We start from the raw sequence: 15,751 nt of genomic DNA, 5'->3' as shown, positions 1-15,751 counted from the left end.
TTTGCAGTTACTTCACATCAATCTCAACGTCACTTAGCAAAATGTCTGCGGGAAGGTCTGATTTACCTGTCAGCGATAATGGGTCAGTTTGGATATCGAAAATTATTGTACGTTAAGGTCATTTTTTGTTCTTCCTGGCTGCGGTAAGGGCGATCGATCACGTTGACAGGCAGCTTTGAGCGAAAAACGGACCTTCAAATCCGAACCGGTTCAATTGATTAACCTTGGTTGTCAGTTAAGCCATCGTTAACATGAATCCGATCGGAAATTCCTTATCGAATTTTTTACAAATACGCAGTGGCAAGAAAGATAGATTCTGGCTCATGACAAGCAGAGTGGTTCATTTGTATAAAGAGACTTCGCCTTCAGGACGCGTTTTGAACCTGCGATGCATCCACAGGTATTGCTCAGGGGCACGGAGAATTTCACGCTCGATGATCTTGTTCATATAAGCTGCTGCGGCGACCTTGTCTTCCCCTGGATAGCCTGACAACGGATTGCTGATATACATGTGATAACCTTTTTTATCGCTACGTCGAATCATGCTAAGTGTGATCAAGTGTGCACCAGCTAGTTTTGACAGAGCATACGTTCCGTTCGTCGTGGCTGCTTTTTTTACCGAGAAAAAAGGTGCAAAAACGCTTCCTTTAGACCCATAATCCTGGTCTGGTGCAAACCAAACGGCTTCACCTGCTTTTAGCGCATGAACAAAACCTGATAAATTACGTCGATTAATCATAGCCTTATTTGAACGCATACGCCCTTTTGTCTGTACCCATTCCATTAATGGATCATTGTGTGGGCGATACGTTGCCATCATAGGATGGCATAACCCCATTACTCTTCCACACAACTCAAGGGACATAAAATGAATCCCGACAACCATTACTCCTCTTGTCGCACCGGTCAGGTTTTCAAGCCCTTCGACATCAAACCATTTTTTGACTCTCGCATCGCTCCAGAACCAAGCCATTCCTGTTTCCATCAGTCCCAGCCCGAGAGAAACAAAGTTTTTATTGACCATCTGACTCCGGGCAAACGGTGTCATCTCGGGAAAGCACAGTTCGATATTTCTAATCGTAATTCCTTCCCGACGTTTCAGAAAGGGTCTGGATATTTTTCCAAGGCCAGAACCCAGAATATGTAAAACCGGGTAAGGAAGTTGAACGAGAAGCCACAGCAGACCCAAACCAGACCAGGTAAGCCAGTGGCGAGGATGAAGTAAATTATGAGTAAAAGTCTGTGCCATAAATTTCCTTAATGCTAATGAAGGTTATAACGCAAAAGGAAAACAATGAGGCAATTCGTCTTTGGCGATACATTTTGTTTGAGGCAATTTAAATTCATCTAAATTCAGAAAAAATAATTTTGCAATGACTGGTAAAGAATTTAAAGAGTCAGGAATGAATTGTAAGCCAGCAAAGTTATTCTATTATAAATCCATGATTTTATCATTGATACTCAAGAAATTGTCTTCTTGATTCATCATCATCAAGGTACTCAAAAGAAAGAAGGCGAATTTTGGTAAGTTTATAAAACCACTCACAATCGTTTCGTTGAATAATTTCGCCTGGTTTGAAACATATCCCGGATGCCACCCGGATAATCGCATATTTACCATTACTAAACCTGACCCGGTGAATACAGAAAGGTTGACCGGCCTGCCCGTGACAGCTGTTTGACAGGATATGTCCTTCAATAAAAACAGATTTTTTAGATTTCATTATCATACCCTCGACAACTGCAGTACAGGAGGAACGTTGTCATTTTCCGACATCACTGACGTTAAGTGGCAGAAGCTGATCAGCCGCCGATACACCAGCATTCTGAAGGTCTGAACAACAGTCCGCAGGCAGGGCACTCAAGAACCGCATCTTTTCTTAGTTTACCTGCTTTCTGATCGGCTCTGTGCGCGCATACCGGGCAGGCAACATGAACCGGTCTTTCTTTAAAATACCTGAGCCCATTTGTATAAGACATAAATAATTCTCTGAGGAATATAGTAGTTATTATACGCTTTAATATAAAAATAGCTGGCATGAGTTATGTTAAGTTGTGTCTGAATCAGGATATCAGATATTGAAAATTGAACGTCTCATTTATGGTATACTACCCTTCCGTGAGAAATTTAAGATGAAATCAGAAGACACCCTTGACTGGTATCCGGCACAACTACCGCCTGTGAAAATTATTCTTGGCGAAGCCGTGCTGGCTGTGGGTAAACAGGGCCGACCGATTAATACCCGCACCTTGCTGGAATACCTTCAGGTCATGCAGGACAAACAAAAAAGGCGGGATGACAAAATCGCCATGCAGACTGCGATTAATGTTCTCAGGGATAATCAGCGCATTAACGGCAGACGTTAACGCACCTCCGGGATCAGTGTCAGTTCTGAATGATCTCAACCGTGTGGTTTTGTCCATCATCCTTCAGCGGTATTCTGTCATCAGGGAGGAGAACACCATCCAGCGTCACGCAATATTCTGCATCGCCGCGTGAAACACTAATCTGATAATGGCTTTCACCATATTGATATGCCATAGAAAAAGACGACCACTCATCCGGTAACCTGGCATGAACACTAAAGTCAGTGCCGGAACGTTTTATCCCCAGTAATTCCTCGGTAAGTAAACGCCAGGCCCAGCCTGCGGAACCGGTATACCAGCTCCACCCTGCACGTCCGATATGGGGAGCGACGCTGTAGACATCAGCACTCATGACATAAGGCTCAGCTTTATAAATCCCGACAGAGTCCGCATTCAGGGTATGATTTATAGGGCTGAGCATTGACCAGAGTTGCCAGGCGCGTTCGGCATTCCCCATTCGGGCAAAGGCCATCACTGCCCAGATGGCGCCATGCGTATACTGCCCTCCGTTTTCCCGCACGCCGGGCAGGTACCCCTGTATGTAGCCCGGATTTGGACCGTGTCCGTCGAAAGGAGGCGTTAACAGTTTGATCAGCCCTCCTTCGTTATCCACAAGGTGCTTATCCAGCGCCTGCATGGCCTTTGCGCACCGTCCCGGGCTCGCGGCGCCGGACAATACAGACCAGCTCTGCGCAATCGCATCAATCCGGCAGTCCTGTGAGGTTTTCGATCCCAGGGGAGTACCATCGTCAAAATACCCGCGGCGGTACCATTCCCCATCCCAGGCGTGGGCTTCGAGATTACTTTGCAGGCGCAGAGCCTGTGAACGGCACATCGCGGCGACGCTTTCATCCAGCCTGCGCTCCGCCAGCGCTGCAAACCGCTGCAAAATGTCGTACAGGAAGAAGCCCAGCCAGACGCTTTCACCTTTGCCTTCGATACCCACCCGGTTCATCCCGTCATTCCAGTCACCAGCCCCCATCAGCGGCAGGCCATGCTCCCCGAAGCGAAGTCCATAGTGAATAGCTTTGACGCAGTGTAACCAGAGTGTCTCTTCGGTGCCGCTGATGACCGGCGTGTCATAGACAGACTCTTCACCAGGCTGAAGCGAGCGTCCCTCCAGATAAGGAATGCGTATTTCCAGTGCATCCATATCCCCCGTCGTTTCAACATAGTGGCAAACAGCAAGCGGCAGCCAAAGATAGTCATCGGAACAGCGGGTACGCACACCGTTGCCGTGTGGCGGGTGCCACCAGTGCTGCACATCTCCCTCGATAAACTGCCGTGATGCACAGAGTATTATCTGTTCACGCATCCGGTTCGGAGCAGCGTGGCTCAGAGCCAGCGTATCCTGCAGCTGATCGCGAAAACCAAATGCACCGCCAGACTGATAGTAGCCACTCCGGGCCATAAGACGGCAGGCGACCGTCTGATACAACAGCCAGCCATTAACCAGTAAATTTACGGACGTGTCGGGGGTGTTAACTACGATTTTATCGAGCACATTGTGCCAGTGATTATGAATCCGGTTCAGCTCCTGGCGGACCGTATCCTCGTTCATGTAGCGGGCCAGCGTCTCCTGAGCACAAACATCATTCTCCTCTGCGCCGAGGATAAAAATAAACGTCCTCTGGTCCCCGTCAATTAATGTAACCGCCGATTGCACCGCTCCGCAGGGATCCAGACCGGCCCCCGTCTTACCAGAAAGCTTTTGCAGTTTCATGGCCGAAGGGGCGTGAAGGGAACCATTACGGCCAATAAACTCCCGGCGGTCCCCTGTCAGAGAACAGTCATTACCGCTGACGGCAAAAAATGCAGTTCGGCCGCCACCATTATCACCATAAAAGTTATTCGCAAGCACCCCGCAGCCGGCGGGCGTTCTGGCCACATGTGTCACAATGTGAGGGGCTGAGCGCGTTCGTGTTTCTCCGAGCGTCCACTCTACATAGCCTGTGACGGAAAGTTGACGTGTCCGTCCCGAAGAGTTACTGAGCGTCAGGAGCACCAGTTTAACCGGATCTTCTTCAGCAACCAGGACCGTCAACTCGCTGTCTATACCACTCTCACGATGGGCAAAAACGCTGTAGCCAAAACCATGGCGGGTCAGGTAATCACCGTGTCCGCGAACAGGTAAAGCCGTCGGCGACCAGCACTCCCCGCTCTCTTCATCGCGCAGGTAAAATGCCTCGCCGCTGCGATCGCTCACCGGATCGTTCTCCCACGGCGTCAACCGGTATTCATGGGCATTCTCATACCAGGTATAGGCCTGCCCTGCCTCTGAGATCACGCTGCCAAAACGGGAATTTGCCAGTATGTTCGACCAGGGAGCCGGTGTAAGCGCATTTTCCCGAAGGACGATCTGATACTCCCGCCCATCCTGAGAAAATCCACCGTACCCATTGAAATGGCATAACTGACTGGTATCAGGGCTCCAGTCCGTATGTTGATTACGCTCGCGCACAGCACGCGGAATGAATGCCCTTGCCGGCGATTTCAGGGTATGAATACGCTGGTTAAGCTGCTCAATAATACCCCCTGCGCGGTCATCAAGATAAAGACAGGCCACGCTCATCAAAAGCAACTTATCCTCAGCGGAGAGATGCTCACCGTTGCGGACAAAAAGCCCGCCCTTTTTATCCAGCAGACTGGCTTCAGACCCGGCATAAATTAACTCCATAATCTGATTTTGTAATCCCTGCTGGTAGCCGCCGGGGCTGTTATTCAGGATAACCAAATCAACATTCAACCCTTTCTGTCTCCAGTAACGATGTGCCTGAATCAGTGTGGTCACTGAGGTGATACTTTCCTCGCTGGTTATACTCAGCAGCACTATCGGCAGATCCCCTGAAATTGCCCAGCCCCACAGTCCGGACTGGCCACGCCGGTTGCGGCCGATCGCCTGTCCTTCGGCGCGCAGCTCCTGGACAGGGTAAAGCACAGCGCTGGCGAGACAATTGAACAACGTGGCATCATCTTCACTGGCGTTCATCTGGCGCAATACCACCAGACTGTGAGACCAGGCCAGTTCAAAGACGCGATCGGCGATAGGGTAATCGCGATATTTCTCCAGCAACGCCAGGCTCTGCTGACGGGTCTCGCTGATGCCATAAATGATATCAATCGTAACCGGCTGCCCCGGCTGCAGAATGATGGCGTTGCGAATTGCCAGTATCGGATCCAGCACCGAGCCCGACGTGTTGCTTAGCATCCCTCCCGTCTCTATTGCCTGGGCATTCTCAGGGTTTCTGCCACGTCCAATAAACCTTGCCCTGTCCGTTTCAAACGACACGTTATGTCGGTTATCGCCATGCACCACCATCATGTGAAACAGGCAAGGGCCCGGTTCATCCGGTGAGCGCGGGCGCCGGTGGCAAAGAATAGCGTCACGCTCAGGAGCCAGCTCAGTCTGAATAAACAAATTGCTGAATGCCGGGTGTGCCAGATCGCTGGCATCAGGTGCCAGTACCACTTCAGCATAGGTTGTCAGCTCCAGAGAGCGAGGCTTGCGACCACGATGAATCAGTGTGAGCCGTCGCAATTCAACATCATCCTCCGGAGAGATCACCACCTGAGTTTTGACGCTGAGTCCCCCGAAGCTGCATCTGAATTCTGCCCCCGCATCGGTGAACAACACTTCCTCGTCTTGTCCGCTGGTGTAGCCTGTCGGTTGCCAGGTATTGCTCCACACATCTCCCGTCTGGGTATCGCGGATGTAGCAGAATGCTCCCCAGTTATCACGGGTGGTATCACTGCGCCAGCGCGTTAGTGCAATATCCTTCCAGCGACTGTAACCACCGCCCCCCGCAGTCAACATCAGATGATAATGGCCGTTGGACAGCAGTTGAATATCCGGGGCGGGAGTATCCACGCTATAGAAAATACGGGGTTCATAGCGGACGGGTTTGACCCTGCCCTCATGAGATTCAAAATGACGGCGCGGACTGTACAGATCGACCGCATCCGGCACGCGCTCCTGTAACAGCAGACTCGCTGACCGGAATACCGTGCTGGACATAAAGCGTTCAGTCATGGGGGCGTCAAGCAGCACATGAGCCAGCGCCTGAAATGCCATACCCTGGTGATGCGCCATCCAGGACTGTACCACCGCATAGAGCTGACCGGTTGCAAGACGTGAGGGGGTATAGTCCAGCGCTTCATAAAAACCGTATTCTCCGCGTGCACCATTTTTTTGCAGCCTGAACAGGTTCTCACAGGCTCTCTGTGGGGAAACCATCAGGGCCAGCAGCGTGGCGTAAGGAGCAACAACCATGTCATCGGCAAGTCCCCTGCGCAGACCGAGCCCCGGTACGCCAAATGCCTGATACTGATAATTATGCTGAACATCAAAAGCATGATAGCCAGACTCTGAAACACCCCATGGTACCCCGCGTTCTTTCCCCCAGTGAATCTGGCGCATAACCGCCGACTGACTCATTTCATCGAGCAAGCTGCCGGGCCAGGTGGGCATCACTAGATTCGGCATCAGATATTCAAACATGGATCCGCTCCATGACATCAGGGCAGTTTCATTATCAATCGTGGTAAACAATCGACCCAGCGCGTACCAGCTTTTAAGAGGCAGCTGATTAGTCGCAATGGCAAGAAAACTGGTCAGGCGGATTTCAGACGGCAGGAGATCGTAGTGGCTCTTGTCAGGCATATTGGTGTCACAGTTATAACCGACGCTGAGCAGACTGGTTGCTTCACTGTACAGAAAGGCGAAATCCATCCGGGCATGCTCATCCAGCCGCTGTTCCAGCTCGGTGATAATATTGAGTCGCATTCGGGCCTGCTCCGCCACTGACGCCGGAGCCATTCCTGTACCGGTTAATGTCGGACAGGCAAGCTCGCTCAGCGTCGGCAGCGTCTGTTCATTCCAGGATGCAGGCAACCAGCCAAGCAACAGAGACCACTCATGGCAAAGCTGAACCAGTTGATGCTCCAGATGTCCAGCCCAGCGCATCTGAAGAGGAGATCCCTGATGACATGCGCTGGTCAGATGGTTGCACTGGGTGCGCATGCTTTTCAGTTCGCTGAAAAGCGCCTGCGGAGAGAGCGACACCGCGTTCAGGCAATGCTTGCGCAGCAGTCTCAGGCTGTCAGGTGGGTTCTTACCCCACTGTTTTTCCAGAATATCCAGCGTATCGTTCAGTCCTGCCAGTATCTGTTGGTTGCTTAAAACAGGCTGATGACGCATGGCGGACAGACCTGCACGCAGGGTCAATAAATGCCCGGCCATATTGCCGCTGTCGACGCTGGAGATATAGCGTGGACTTAGGGGGACCAGCGTACGGGTGTCATACCAGTTGTAGAGATGGCCCCGGTAGTGCTCCATTTTATCCATCGTGTCGAGCGTGAGCGACACGCGCCGGAGCACCTCTCCGCCAGGCAGGTAGCCAAAGTCCCATGCCGTCAGGTTAGCCATAAGTGAAAGACCAATATTGGTAGGAGAAGTTCGGTGTGCCACCGTCGGTTGTGGTATTTCCTGATAATTATCAGGCGGAAGCCAGTTCTCTTTTGCTGTGGCAAATGTTTCAAAAAAAGCCCAGATTTCACGGCTTGTCTGGCGTAACAGCTGTTTTTGTTCCTGGTTAGGCGAAAAAACCTTACGCACGGGCTGGCGACTCAGCCAGCTCATCAGCAGTGGTGCCACACACCATACCAAACCGATCGGTAACGCAATCCCCAGCAGCTGTGGGGCAAATTGTCCGGTCAGTATTGTCAGCGCCACGCCACCGGCAACGTTCAGCCACATCGCCTGATAAAAACGTGCAACAGTGGGTCTGGCCTGACTGCTGTCCTGGCTGTGGCTGACCCACTGGCTGAGGTGACGCCTGTTTATCCCCAGTCGCCATAGCGTCACGGCGATCGCTTTCAGCGAATATCCGGCTTCGTGCGGCAGTATCGCAAAATTAAGGCTGATACCTGACAGACGCTTTAGCGCGCCCGCCCCCACCAGTAACAGATGCGGCTTCACGCGGCGACGCAGAGGTTTATGCAGAAGGTCGTGGCTAATGCAGAGGATGGTTGGCAACAGCCATATCAGCAACAGTATGCCCAGCCAGTAAACCGGATTGGGTACCCAAAGCAGAGTGAAGAACAGCAATACCAGTAAGGAGGGGGCGACCAGACTGCGACGTAGATTATCGAGTAATTTCCAGTAAGAAAGCGCGGTCAGCGGATTCCTGCCCCGGGTTCCATCGGCTTTTCTGACGCGTGGTTTCAGCCAGTTAAGTAGCTGCCAGTCACCCCGGATCCAGCGTGAACGTCGTGCAACATCCGACAGATAATTATTAGGATACTGTTCGTACAGTAATACCTCGCTCAGCAGACCCGAACGTGCATAGCATCCTTCAAGCAGATCGTGGCTGAGTACCAGATTTTCTGGGCAGATGTTGGTAGTGGCCTGCATAAAAATATCAACATCGTAAATCCCTTTGCCCACAAACGAGCCTTCCCCAAAGAGATCCTGATAGATATCCGAAGACATCATCGAATAAGGGTTATTGCCCGGTACGCTGCTGCGCAGGGCTGCGTAACGCCCCTGACCGTTGCGTGGTATCTCCTCCGCAAGACCGGGCTGTAAAATACCGAATCCTTTGACAACCCTCTGGCGTACCGGATCATACTCAGGCGTATTCAGCGGATGCGCCATCGTCGCGACGAGTTTGTGTGCCGTATCGCGCGGGAGCACCGTATCGCTGTCCAGGGTAATGACGTATTTTATGTGACCCGGTAAAAGGTGGGCAGGCATCTCTGCAACGCTGACGAATTGCGTTCCGGGATGGCGCAACCAGCTGTTCAGTAACGCCAGTTTTCCCCGCTTGCGTTCATAGCCCATCCACGCTCCTTCCGAGGGGTTCCATTCAGGCTGGCGATGTAACAGATAAAAACGTGGTCGGCCGGAGGGGTAGCGGCGATTAAGCGCCTGCGTATCGGCGATAGCCTGTCTGAGCAGCGCGTGACTTTCCGGCGAGGGTTCATTTTCAGAATCAGCAAAATCAGTGAGCAGCGCGAACCTGAGATTTTCGTTTTCATTCCCTAACCAGCAGACTTCAAGACTGGTGAGGAGCTGGCTGAAACTTTCGTGGCTGGTCAACATGCAGGGAATGACTAACATGGTGGCACTGTCAGCGGGAATCCCGGCTGAAAAATCCATCCCCGGCAAGGGTCGAGGAACGCGAAAACGGGTGGTTGCATCACTGAGTAAATCGCTCATTAACTGAGTCAAAGCGATAATCAGAGGCAATATCACCGCGATCAACAGCCAGTCTGTGCCCTGCATGGCGGTTTCGTGCAATATTGCTGCGGTCGCTGCGGTTGTCAGCAGCGTCAGGCTTCCAATCCATGACAGCAGGGTTATTCTGTTGAAACTGTGCCGCAAGCGTAGGAGCCTTGAGGCGTCTGCCAGGAGATGAATATCCAGCGCCTGTCGACCTTCGCCCGCAAGATAATAACCAACATGATGTTCCGGTGTATCGGGCGCTTTTTCCTCTGAAAACGCCAGCACTTTCTCTGCAACCTCAGGCTCGCTGAGACCGCTGTCTCTGGCCAGAACCTCCACTACGTGCCGGTAATGATCCCGGGTATTGAAGTGCATCCGGGGATAGATGCCGGCAGGATCATTGCGTAATGTCTGTTCGACAACGCTTATCGTTTCGGCGAAATCAGCCCAGTCCGTTTCACTCAATAATCGCAGGCCCGCAATGCTGTTACTTACGGACAGCTGGCTGGCGGCAAGCTGCTGATTGAAACTATGTATGAGAACGTCAGTGGTGATCCCCTGTTCCCGAAGGCACTGATCAACCCAGGTCAGAGGTAACGACAGCGCGTTGCCATGCCCCTGCAGGCGCCGCACCAGCTCTGCGACAAACGCACTGGTTAACGGAGGCCGGGAGCGCGCCATATCGGCAACCACCATGATTAAATCACCAGGCGCACTCTCTGCGCATTCGACAATCCTTGTTATCCACGTATCGGCAAGGTTTCTGTCTTGCTGCGCTTTTATCACTTCCATACTGATACGACGAAGATTTTCAATCAGCGCCAGGCGCAGCATTCCCGGTAACGCCCAGACTTCACCCAGCGTCAGCGGCGTCACCTGTTGATAGGCAGTGAGATAGCTGGTCAGGCTGGCGGCATCCCAGCGGCCATCGCCGTGAGCAATAGCCTCTGATGCAATATGATAAATTCGTGGGCAATTCAGCGGCGATACCAGCGACGGAAGACCTTTGCCAAAGCTTTTCGGCAGATGCTGGCGGACAGTGCGGATTTGTTCCTCAATCAGATAATAATTGTCCAGCAGCCATTCACCAGCGGGCATGATACTAGTCTTTTTACCCGCGTTAAGCTCATAGCAGTTTTGGGTAATGACGGCCTCATTGTCGCCAAGCCGTTTCAGAAGATAATAAGGATGCTTATCCGGTGATACTTTATGAGTCCGCGCCAGCTTCTGGCCGTAGCGTTCCATCTGGACGGTCGAAAAGAGTTCTGACCGCGGCGAGCTTTCACCGGCAGGATCGTTCGCCGAAAACGTTATGTTTTCGGCAGCATTCATCAGTATACGGGAGCGGTTAAACCACGCTCTGGGGATCATTTTCATAGCATTGCTCTGATGCGACGTTAGCGCGCAGGAGCAGTTGCGAAATCAGTTCAGAAACGTTCTCTCAGGATGGGCGTCAGGCATCAGGGATTTAACAGCTGCCGGAATCTAACATAAGTATAGGACATGAGCTCTGTTCTGCGGTTTTGGTCGAGCTAGCGTCGGGAGATAAACAGAGCCTTACATCCGGGGCAAAGCATGGTCTGGTTGAGCCGGATTTTTGACAACGGTTGTACTGATTTTAAGCCACAAACAGGACAGGCAGCTGTGGCAGTAGACGCACTGCTGAAGAATTTCATTGCGTAATTGATAACAGACATAACCATTAACCTTTCAATGAATGAGCTTCACCGTACCACATGTGGTTAAGTTTTAATCTATCTATTTTGACACACTGAAAATCAGGAAAGATAAATGTTCGCAGCCACAGGCCCCCTGAGACCGTTTATCCGGCAAAATTCTATGCGCCTTCCACGGATGAGTAATTCTGATTCGCGGGAGTTAACGGATGAAATGTGAAGCAGAACGTCTTTTCTTCCATCAGATGGGATGATGAGGCCTTTACCACTAAGAATGTCAAAGCTTTTGACAATTCCTGTCATTTTATGGGACAAGTCAATTCCTTATTAAAAACTCGTAAAGACTATACATTGAAAATGGCATTCAGCCATTTTTATTTTCCCAACAGGACCTCTGGACGGCTAAAATATAATTTTCTTATAACGATTCCTTGTGCCTTAATGAATCCCATCAGTTCGATGCACTAATGAAAGTTAGATATTTTCCGGGCAGTTCTCATTACCAGGCGCTATCGTTGATATCCCCTCTTTTTGAGTCCATACGTTTACTATCAATACAATGATGCATAACTGGAGTCAGTATGACCTATAGAATTACAGGCCTGGTAAAATGGTTTAACGAAGACAAAGGTTTTGGCTTCATCTCTCCTCTTGATGGCAGCAAAGATATCGTTGTCCATTTTCCTAAGCTTAATGTCGACAACTTTAAAACTTTATTTGAAGGACAGAAAGTTGAATTCGCCATTCAGATCGGAGACAAAGGTCCTGCTGCTGCAAACGTAATACTTTGCGATAAATAAATCAATGTGGGTTTGCGATAACGATGAAGGATTATCCCTGAGTAGACAGACCCATAACTTAAATCAGTGGAAAATCGTTTATTCTTAATATCTGATCAGCATACTTTTCACAATTATGAGTGCGCTGACCGATGTTATGAAGTGCAGGACTAATGCATAAAAATTTTAAAAGCACAAGCTAACCGCAAGTTAAATAAGAAGTGCGTAATGGCTTTGACCTTAATGGCATCTGCCAGTTAACACCCACAAGAGAACAGGGTAATAGAATATGATTAAAGTCCTTGTTTTCTTTAATGCTGAATCCTGTAAAGTCATGACCGTTCTGGAAGGTATATCCTCTATCAGGCAGGAATATCCAAACGGTGAAGATACACATCTTCGGATTATGTCTGCAGGTTTTCCTTCCTTAACTGGCGATCATGGCATTGTTTACGTGGCTACTGACAGGGAGTTAACGTCACAGGAGATATTTGATGCGGCCAGGAAATATTTATAGCATTTTTGTTATGCTCTCTGATTCACGTTTAATTGCATGCTTACCCTATTTATCAGAATCGAACAAAAAATGAGTTAAAAAAATTTATGGCCTGCTAACAGTAGGCTTTTTTTTTACATTTGAAAAAAATACAGGTGTCTATCCCCTGTGTGCCATCTTGCCATTTGTGAAAAAACTTACTAAGCGGCGGCGCTAATTCACTAAATGTCTCTCCTGATTTAAAACTCATCAGGTATGACTGAAGCAATAAGTTATGAGGGTATAAAAAGGCTCTTCGGATGACTCCTGGCATCATCGTTTTAAGTACCTTTAAAAATGCATGGACATTTCGTAGGGGTTAGAATTTAGTTCTTGCACATTCTTCTTGATTTTGTCTTGCGATAAGAGATTTATATCAGTAGTCTAAACCTCGTTAATAACAATATGTACCAATCGGATTAAAATGCTCAGTAAGAGAAATCGGGTTGATGAGCAACCGTCGATATTGGTATTTGCTGAACAACGAAAAAATTTTTAAAGGTCTCTTTATGTCAGATGCTCTTACACAGTTAAACAATATCCGTACCTTACGCTCTCAGACTCGTGAAATGTCATTAGATGTGCTGGAAGATATTCTGGAAAAGTTTAAAATTATTCTTATAGAACGACGAGAAGAAGAGACATTACGTCTTGCAAATGAAAGTCAGCGCCGCGATAAACTGGAAACACTTCGTCAGATGATGCTTGATGAGGGTATCGACCCCTCCGAACTTATGGCTGCTATTGGCTCTCCGGGTAAGTCTAAAAGGACGCGCTCCCCCCGCCCGGCGAAGTATCGATATACTGACGAAACTGGAGAGTCAAAAACATGGTCAGGTCAGGGGCGAATGCCGAAGCGGATCTCAAATCTGATTGCTGAAGGTGGGGAATTAAAAGATTTTGAAATCAGCTAAAAAAAGCCGGGTATAACCCGGCTCTTTTTTGTATAGGCCGCAAGTTGCCTTAGAGAATAGTCGAGAAACATTTAGTTCCGTCGATGTAGCCGAGGCGCTGTTTAAAATCACAGTGCTGCTTAAGGGACAAACCGGTTATCTTGCAGATCGTTACAGCGAGCGAAAAGAGAGCCATCAGGAGCTTTCATTCCGAGTCAATCAGGACAAAAAATAACGTATGTTCTTCGTGAATCCATACTGCATGAGCTTAACAACGTCCGTTATTTGCACAAAGCGGAAATCAGTATTTAAAAAATGAAAACCACAACTTGATGTATAGCGTTTGCTATACGTGATGGTTATGCTATTCTTGTAAAGTAAATGCTATACAGGGGTGTCTCATGAAATCAGATGTTCAACTTAACCTTAGAGCCAAGGAATCGCAGCGGGCGCTTATTGATGCAGCTGCGGAAATCCTTCACAAGTCACGTACAGATTTCATTCTGGAAATGGCCTGTCAGGCTGCCGAGAATGTGATCCTCGACCGCCGTGTATTTAACTTTAACGATGAGCAATATGCGGAGTTCATCGATATGCTTGATGCACCCGTTACAGATGATCCCGTTATCGAGAAACTGCTGGCAAGGAAACCTCAGTGGGACGTGTAACAGCACCAGAACCTCTGTCAGCTTTTCATCAGGTGGCTGAGTTCGTCAGCGGTGAGGCTGTGCTCGATGACTGGTTAAAGCAGAAGGGCCTTAAAAACCAGGCTCTCGGAGCGGCCAGAACGTTTGTAGTGTGTAAGAAAGACACAAAGCAAGTATCCGGTTTTTACTCTCTGGCCACCGGGAGCGTCAACCATACAGAAGCGACAGGCAATCTTCGGCGTAACATGCCAGATCCCATCCCTGTCATCATACTTGCCCGTCTTGCAGTCGATCTCTCTTTTCGCGGAAAAGGGCTTGGCGCTGATTTACTTCATGATGCAGTGCTTCGTTGCTATCGGGTTGCCGAGAATATTGGTGTACGTGCAATTATGGTTCACGCACTCACTGAAGAAGCTAAAAATTTCTACATTCACCATGGTTTCAAACCATCACAAACTCAGCAACGGACATTATTTCTTAAACTCCCTCAATAAACGCGAAGACTATTACGCTCAAACCGATACGAGCGAGAATCGGATGGCGCGTCTAATGTTAATTCAGTAGAAATGCTTCACGAAAGAAGATGACGAACGGTTATTGATGAGACTGTAAGGCGTAAGGAAGGAAGCGGTGGGATGGATAATCCGACTGTGGAAAATGTTATTGAGTTATAGCCATAAACAAAAAAGAGCCCATATATTAAATGGACTCTTTCTCTGATGCCTCGGTTAATCTGTCCAACTTATTGGGGTCAGTACACCCACGAGGCCCGCTGTATGTCTAGTCAACACCAGTATGGCCTCTTACCGTGCAATTTGCAAGGAGGAGTAAACCATGAAACTGCCGCGAAACGCCCTTATCTGGTGCGTATTAATCGTGTGTATAACGCTTTTGATATTCACGTGCCTGACCCGGAACCGCTTATGCGAACTCCGGCTAAAGGACGGGGACAGGGAGGTCGCGGCAAGCCTGGCTTACGAATCCAACGGTAAGTAGCAACCTGGAGGCGGGGGAAACCCCGCCTTTTCAGGAGCTGAGTTGGCCTGATATGCCTGAAGCGCCTTTATGAAGGGGTTGCCGGTTCGCTGGCAGCCCCTTTTTCCTTCCTGACGCGACCGCACGCCTGAACTTCCGGGAAGGGCTGTTCCCCTGCGGGGAACGGGGGAAGGGGGACGCGCCTTCGGCGCTGCCCCTCTGCTCCCTCCGCCTTGTCCACATTCCTGTCTTTCCTGCCTGATTTTGCTGAAGTCAGCGCGCCATGAGTTACCTGCCTGTACCTGGCTTCAGCCTGGTTTTCTCTGTGTTCTTCATCCCGGGCGTCATATCCGGCGTCCTGCTGGTTAACTTTCTCAGCTGCAGCTCAGTGGCCATAACCCGAAAACAGGGCAGGGCGATGGTCCCCTTCGGCTCCCGGCCAGCGCTGCTGTCCGGTCGTCGAGCCCCACTCCGCCAGGGCGGCCGCTGCGCACCCGCCGGGCTCCGCCGAACCCCTCCGGGTTTCGGGCTGACGCTAGGGTCTGATGGCTAAGGTCAAAGGCTGCGGCTTCTCCGGCCGTGCCGTCCGGAACGCCTTCACCGCGCCGGCTGATGCCGTCGCTTTAATGGCGCCACGCCGTTCCGACGTGTCGG

13 protein-coding genes and 2 pseudogenes are annotated in these 15,751 nt (G+C 50.0%); 9 read left to right on the top strand and 6 right to left on the bottom strand.

Features of this window, described 5'->3' with window-relative positions; all coding sequences use genetic code 11:
• Positions 1-340 precede the first annotated feature (340 nt).
• The 3 genes from lpxP to AC2FAP_RS22590 form a co-directional block, all read right to left on the bottom strand.
• A complete protein-coding gene (gene lpxP, locus AC2FAP_RS22600) occupies positions 341-1,249 on the bottom strand; it encodes a kdo(2)-lipid IV(A) palmitoleoyltransferase (protein ID WP_016239703.1) in 909 nt (302 codons plus the stop codon).
• 202 nt (positions 1,250-1,451) lie between these two features.
• The gene (locus AC2FAP_RS22595; RefSeq protein WP_016239704.1) at positions 1,452-1,724 is read right to left on the bottom strand and encodes a hypothetical protein; all 273 of its coding nucleotides are present in this window, start codon (positions 1,722-1,724) and stop codon (positions 1,452-1,454) included.
• A gap of 79 nt (positions 1,725-1,803) precedes the next feature.
• On the bottom strand, positions 1,804-1,980 hold the full coding sequence (locus AC2FAP_RS22590) for a YnfU family zinc-binding protein (protein ID WP_213076229.1): 177 nt from the start codon (positions 1,978-1,980) through the stop codon (positions 1,804-1,806).
• Positions 1,981-2,133: 153 nt separating this feature from the next.
• Between AC2FAP_RS22590 and AC2FAP_RS22585 the strand changes: the two genes are divergently transcribed.
• Complete coding sequence (locus AC2FAP_RS22585) at positions 2,134-2,367, top strand: hypothetical protein (RefSeq protein ID WP_032682062.1); 234 nt, start codon at positions 2,134-2,136, stop codon at positions 2,365-2,367.
• A 19-nt stretch (positions 2,368-2,386) separates the two neighbouring features.
• Here AC2FAP_RS22585 and AC2FAP_RS22580 read toward each other — a convergent pair whose 3' ends face one another.
• The 3 genes from AC2FAP_RS22580 to cspF form a co-directional block, all read right to left on the bottom strand.
• Entirely contained in the window at positions 2,387-10,969 is an 8,583-nt protein-coding gene (locus tag AC2FAP_RS22580; protein ID WP_333063277.1) for a GH36-type glycosyl hydrolase domain-containing protein, read from the bottom strand.
• A gap of 155 nt (positions 10,970-11,124) precedes the next feature.
• Positions 11,125-11,289 carry a YnfU family zinc-binding protein gene (locus AC2FAP_RS22575; RefSeq protein WP_213076230.1) on the bottom strand — a complete coding sequence of 55 codons (165 nt, stop codon included), beginning with the start codon at positions 11,287-11,289 and terminating at the stop codon, positions 11,125-11,127.
• Positions 11,290-11,370: 81 nt separating this feature from the next.
• Positions 11,371-11,583, bottom strand: coding sequence for a cold shock-like protein CspF (gene cspF, locus AC2FAP_RS22570; protein WP_071993114.1), 213 nt, complete (start codon positions 11,581-11,583; stop codon positions 11,371-11,373).
• A 266-nt stretch (positions 11,584-11,849) separates the two neighbouring features.
• Here cspF and AC2FAP_RS22565 point away from each other — a divergent pair, with 266 nt between their 5' ends.
• The 8 genes and pseudogenes from AC2FAP_RS22565 to AC2FAP_RS22530 all read left to right on the top strand — a co-directional run bounded on the left by AC2FAP_RS22565 (position 11,850) and on the right by AC2FAP_RS22530 (position 15,118).
• Positions 11,850-12,068, top strand: a complete 219-nt coding sequence (locus AC2FAP_RS22565; RefSeq protein WP_032681777.1) for a cold shock domain-containing protein — start codon at positions 11,850-11,852, stop codon at positions 12,066-12,068.
• 268 nt (positions 12,069-12,336) lie between these two features.
• On the top strand, positions 12,337-12,564 hold the full coding sequence (locus tag AC2FAP_RS22560; RefSeq protein WP_032681776.1) for a hypothetical protein: 228 nt from the start codon (positions 12,337-12,339) through the stop codon (positions 12,562-12,564).
• 527 nt (positions 12,565-13,091) lie between these two features.
• A complete protein-coding gene (locus AC2FAP_RS22555; RefSeq protein ID WP_024195748.1) occupies positions 13,092-13,496 on the top strand; it encodes an H-NS family histone-like protein in 405 nt (134 codons plus the stop codon).
• Between the two features lie 52 nt (positions 13,497-13,548).
• Positions 13,549-13,710, top strand: a pseudogene (locus tag AC2FAP_RS22550) (arsenical resistance protein ArsH); the annotation flags it as partial.
• Between the two features lie 166 nt (positions 13,711-13,876).
• Entirely contained in the window at positions 13,877-14,143 is a 267-nt protein-coding gene (locus tag AC2FAP_RS22545) for a type II toxin-antitoxin system TacA family antitoxin (RefSeq protein ID WP_039025113.1), read from the top strand.
• Positions 14,131-14,616, top strand: a complete 486-nt coding sequence (locus AC2FAP_RS22540) for a GNAT family N-acetyltransferase (protein ID WP_039025114.1) — start codon at positions 14,131-14,133, stop codon at positions 14,614-14,616. The genes AC2FAP_RS22545 and AC2FAP_RS22540 overlap by 13 nt, the downstream gene beginning before the upstream one ends.
• A gap of 225 nt (positions 14,617-14,841) precedes the next feature.
• Positions 14,842-15,051 (top strand): annotated as a pseudogene (locus tag AC2FAP_RS22535) (DUF5431 family protein); the annotation flags it as partial.
• Positions 14,996-15,118, top strand: coding sequence for a type I toxin-antitoxin system Hok family toxin (locus AC2FAP_RS22530; protein ID WP_223256846.1), 123 nt, complete (start codon positions 14,996-14,998; stop codon positions 15,116-15,118). The pseudogene AC2FAP_RS22535 and the gene AC2FAP_RS22530, both read left to right, overlap by 56 nt.
• The last annotated feature ends 633 nt before the right edge of the window (positions 15,119-15,751 follow it).

The organism is Enterobacter cloacae complex sp. 394I7 (genome assembly GCF_057320345.1).
The sequence above is the reverse complement of the archived record's forward strand: the minus strand, read 5'-3'. Positions and strand labels throughout refer to the sequence as shown.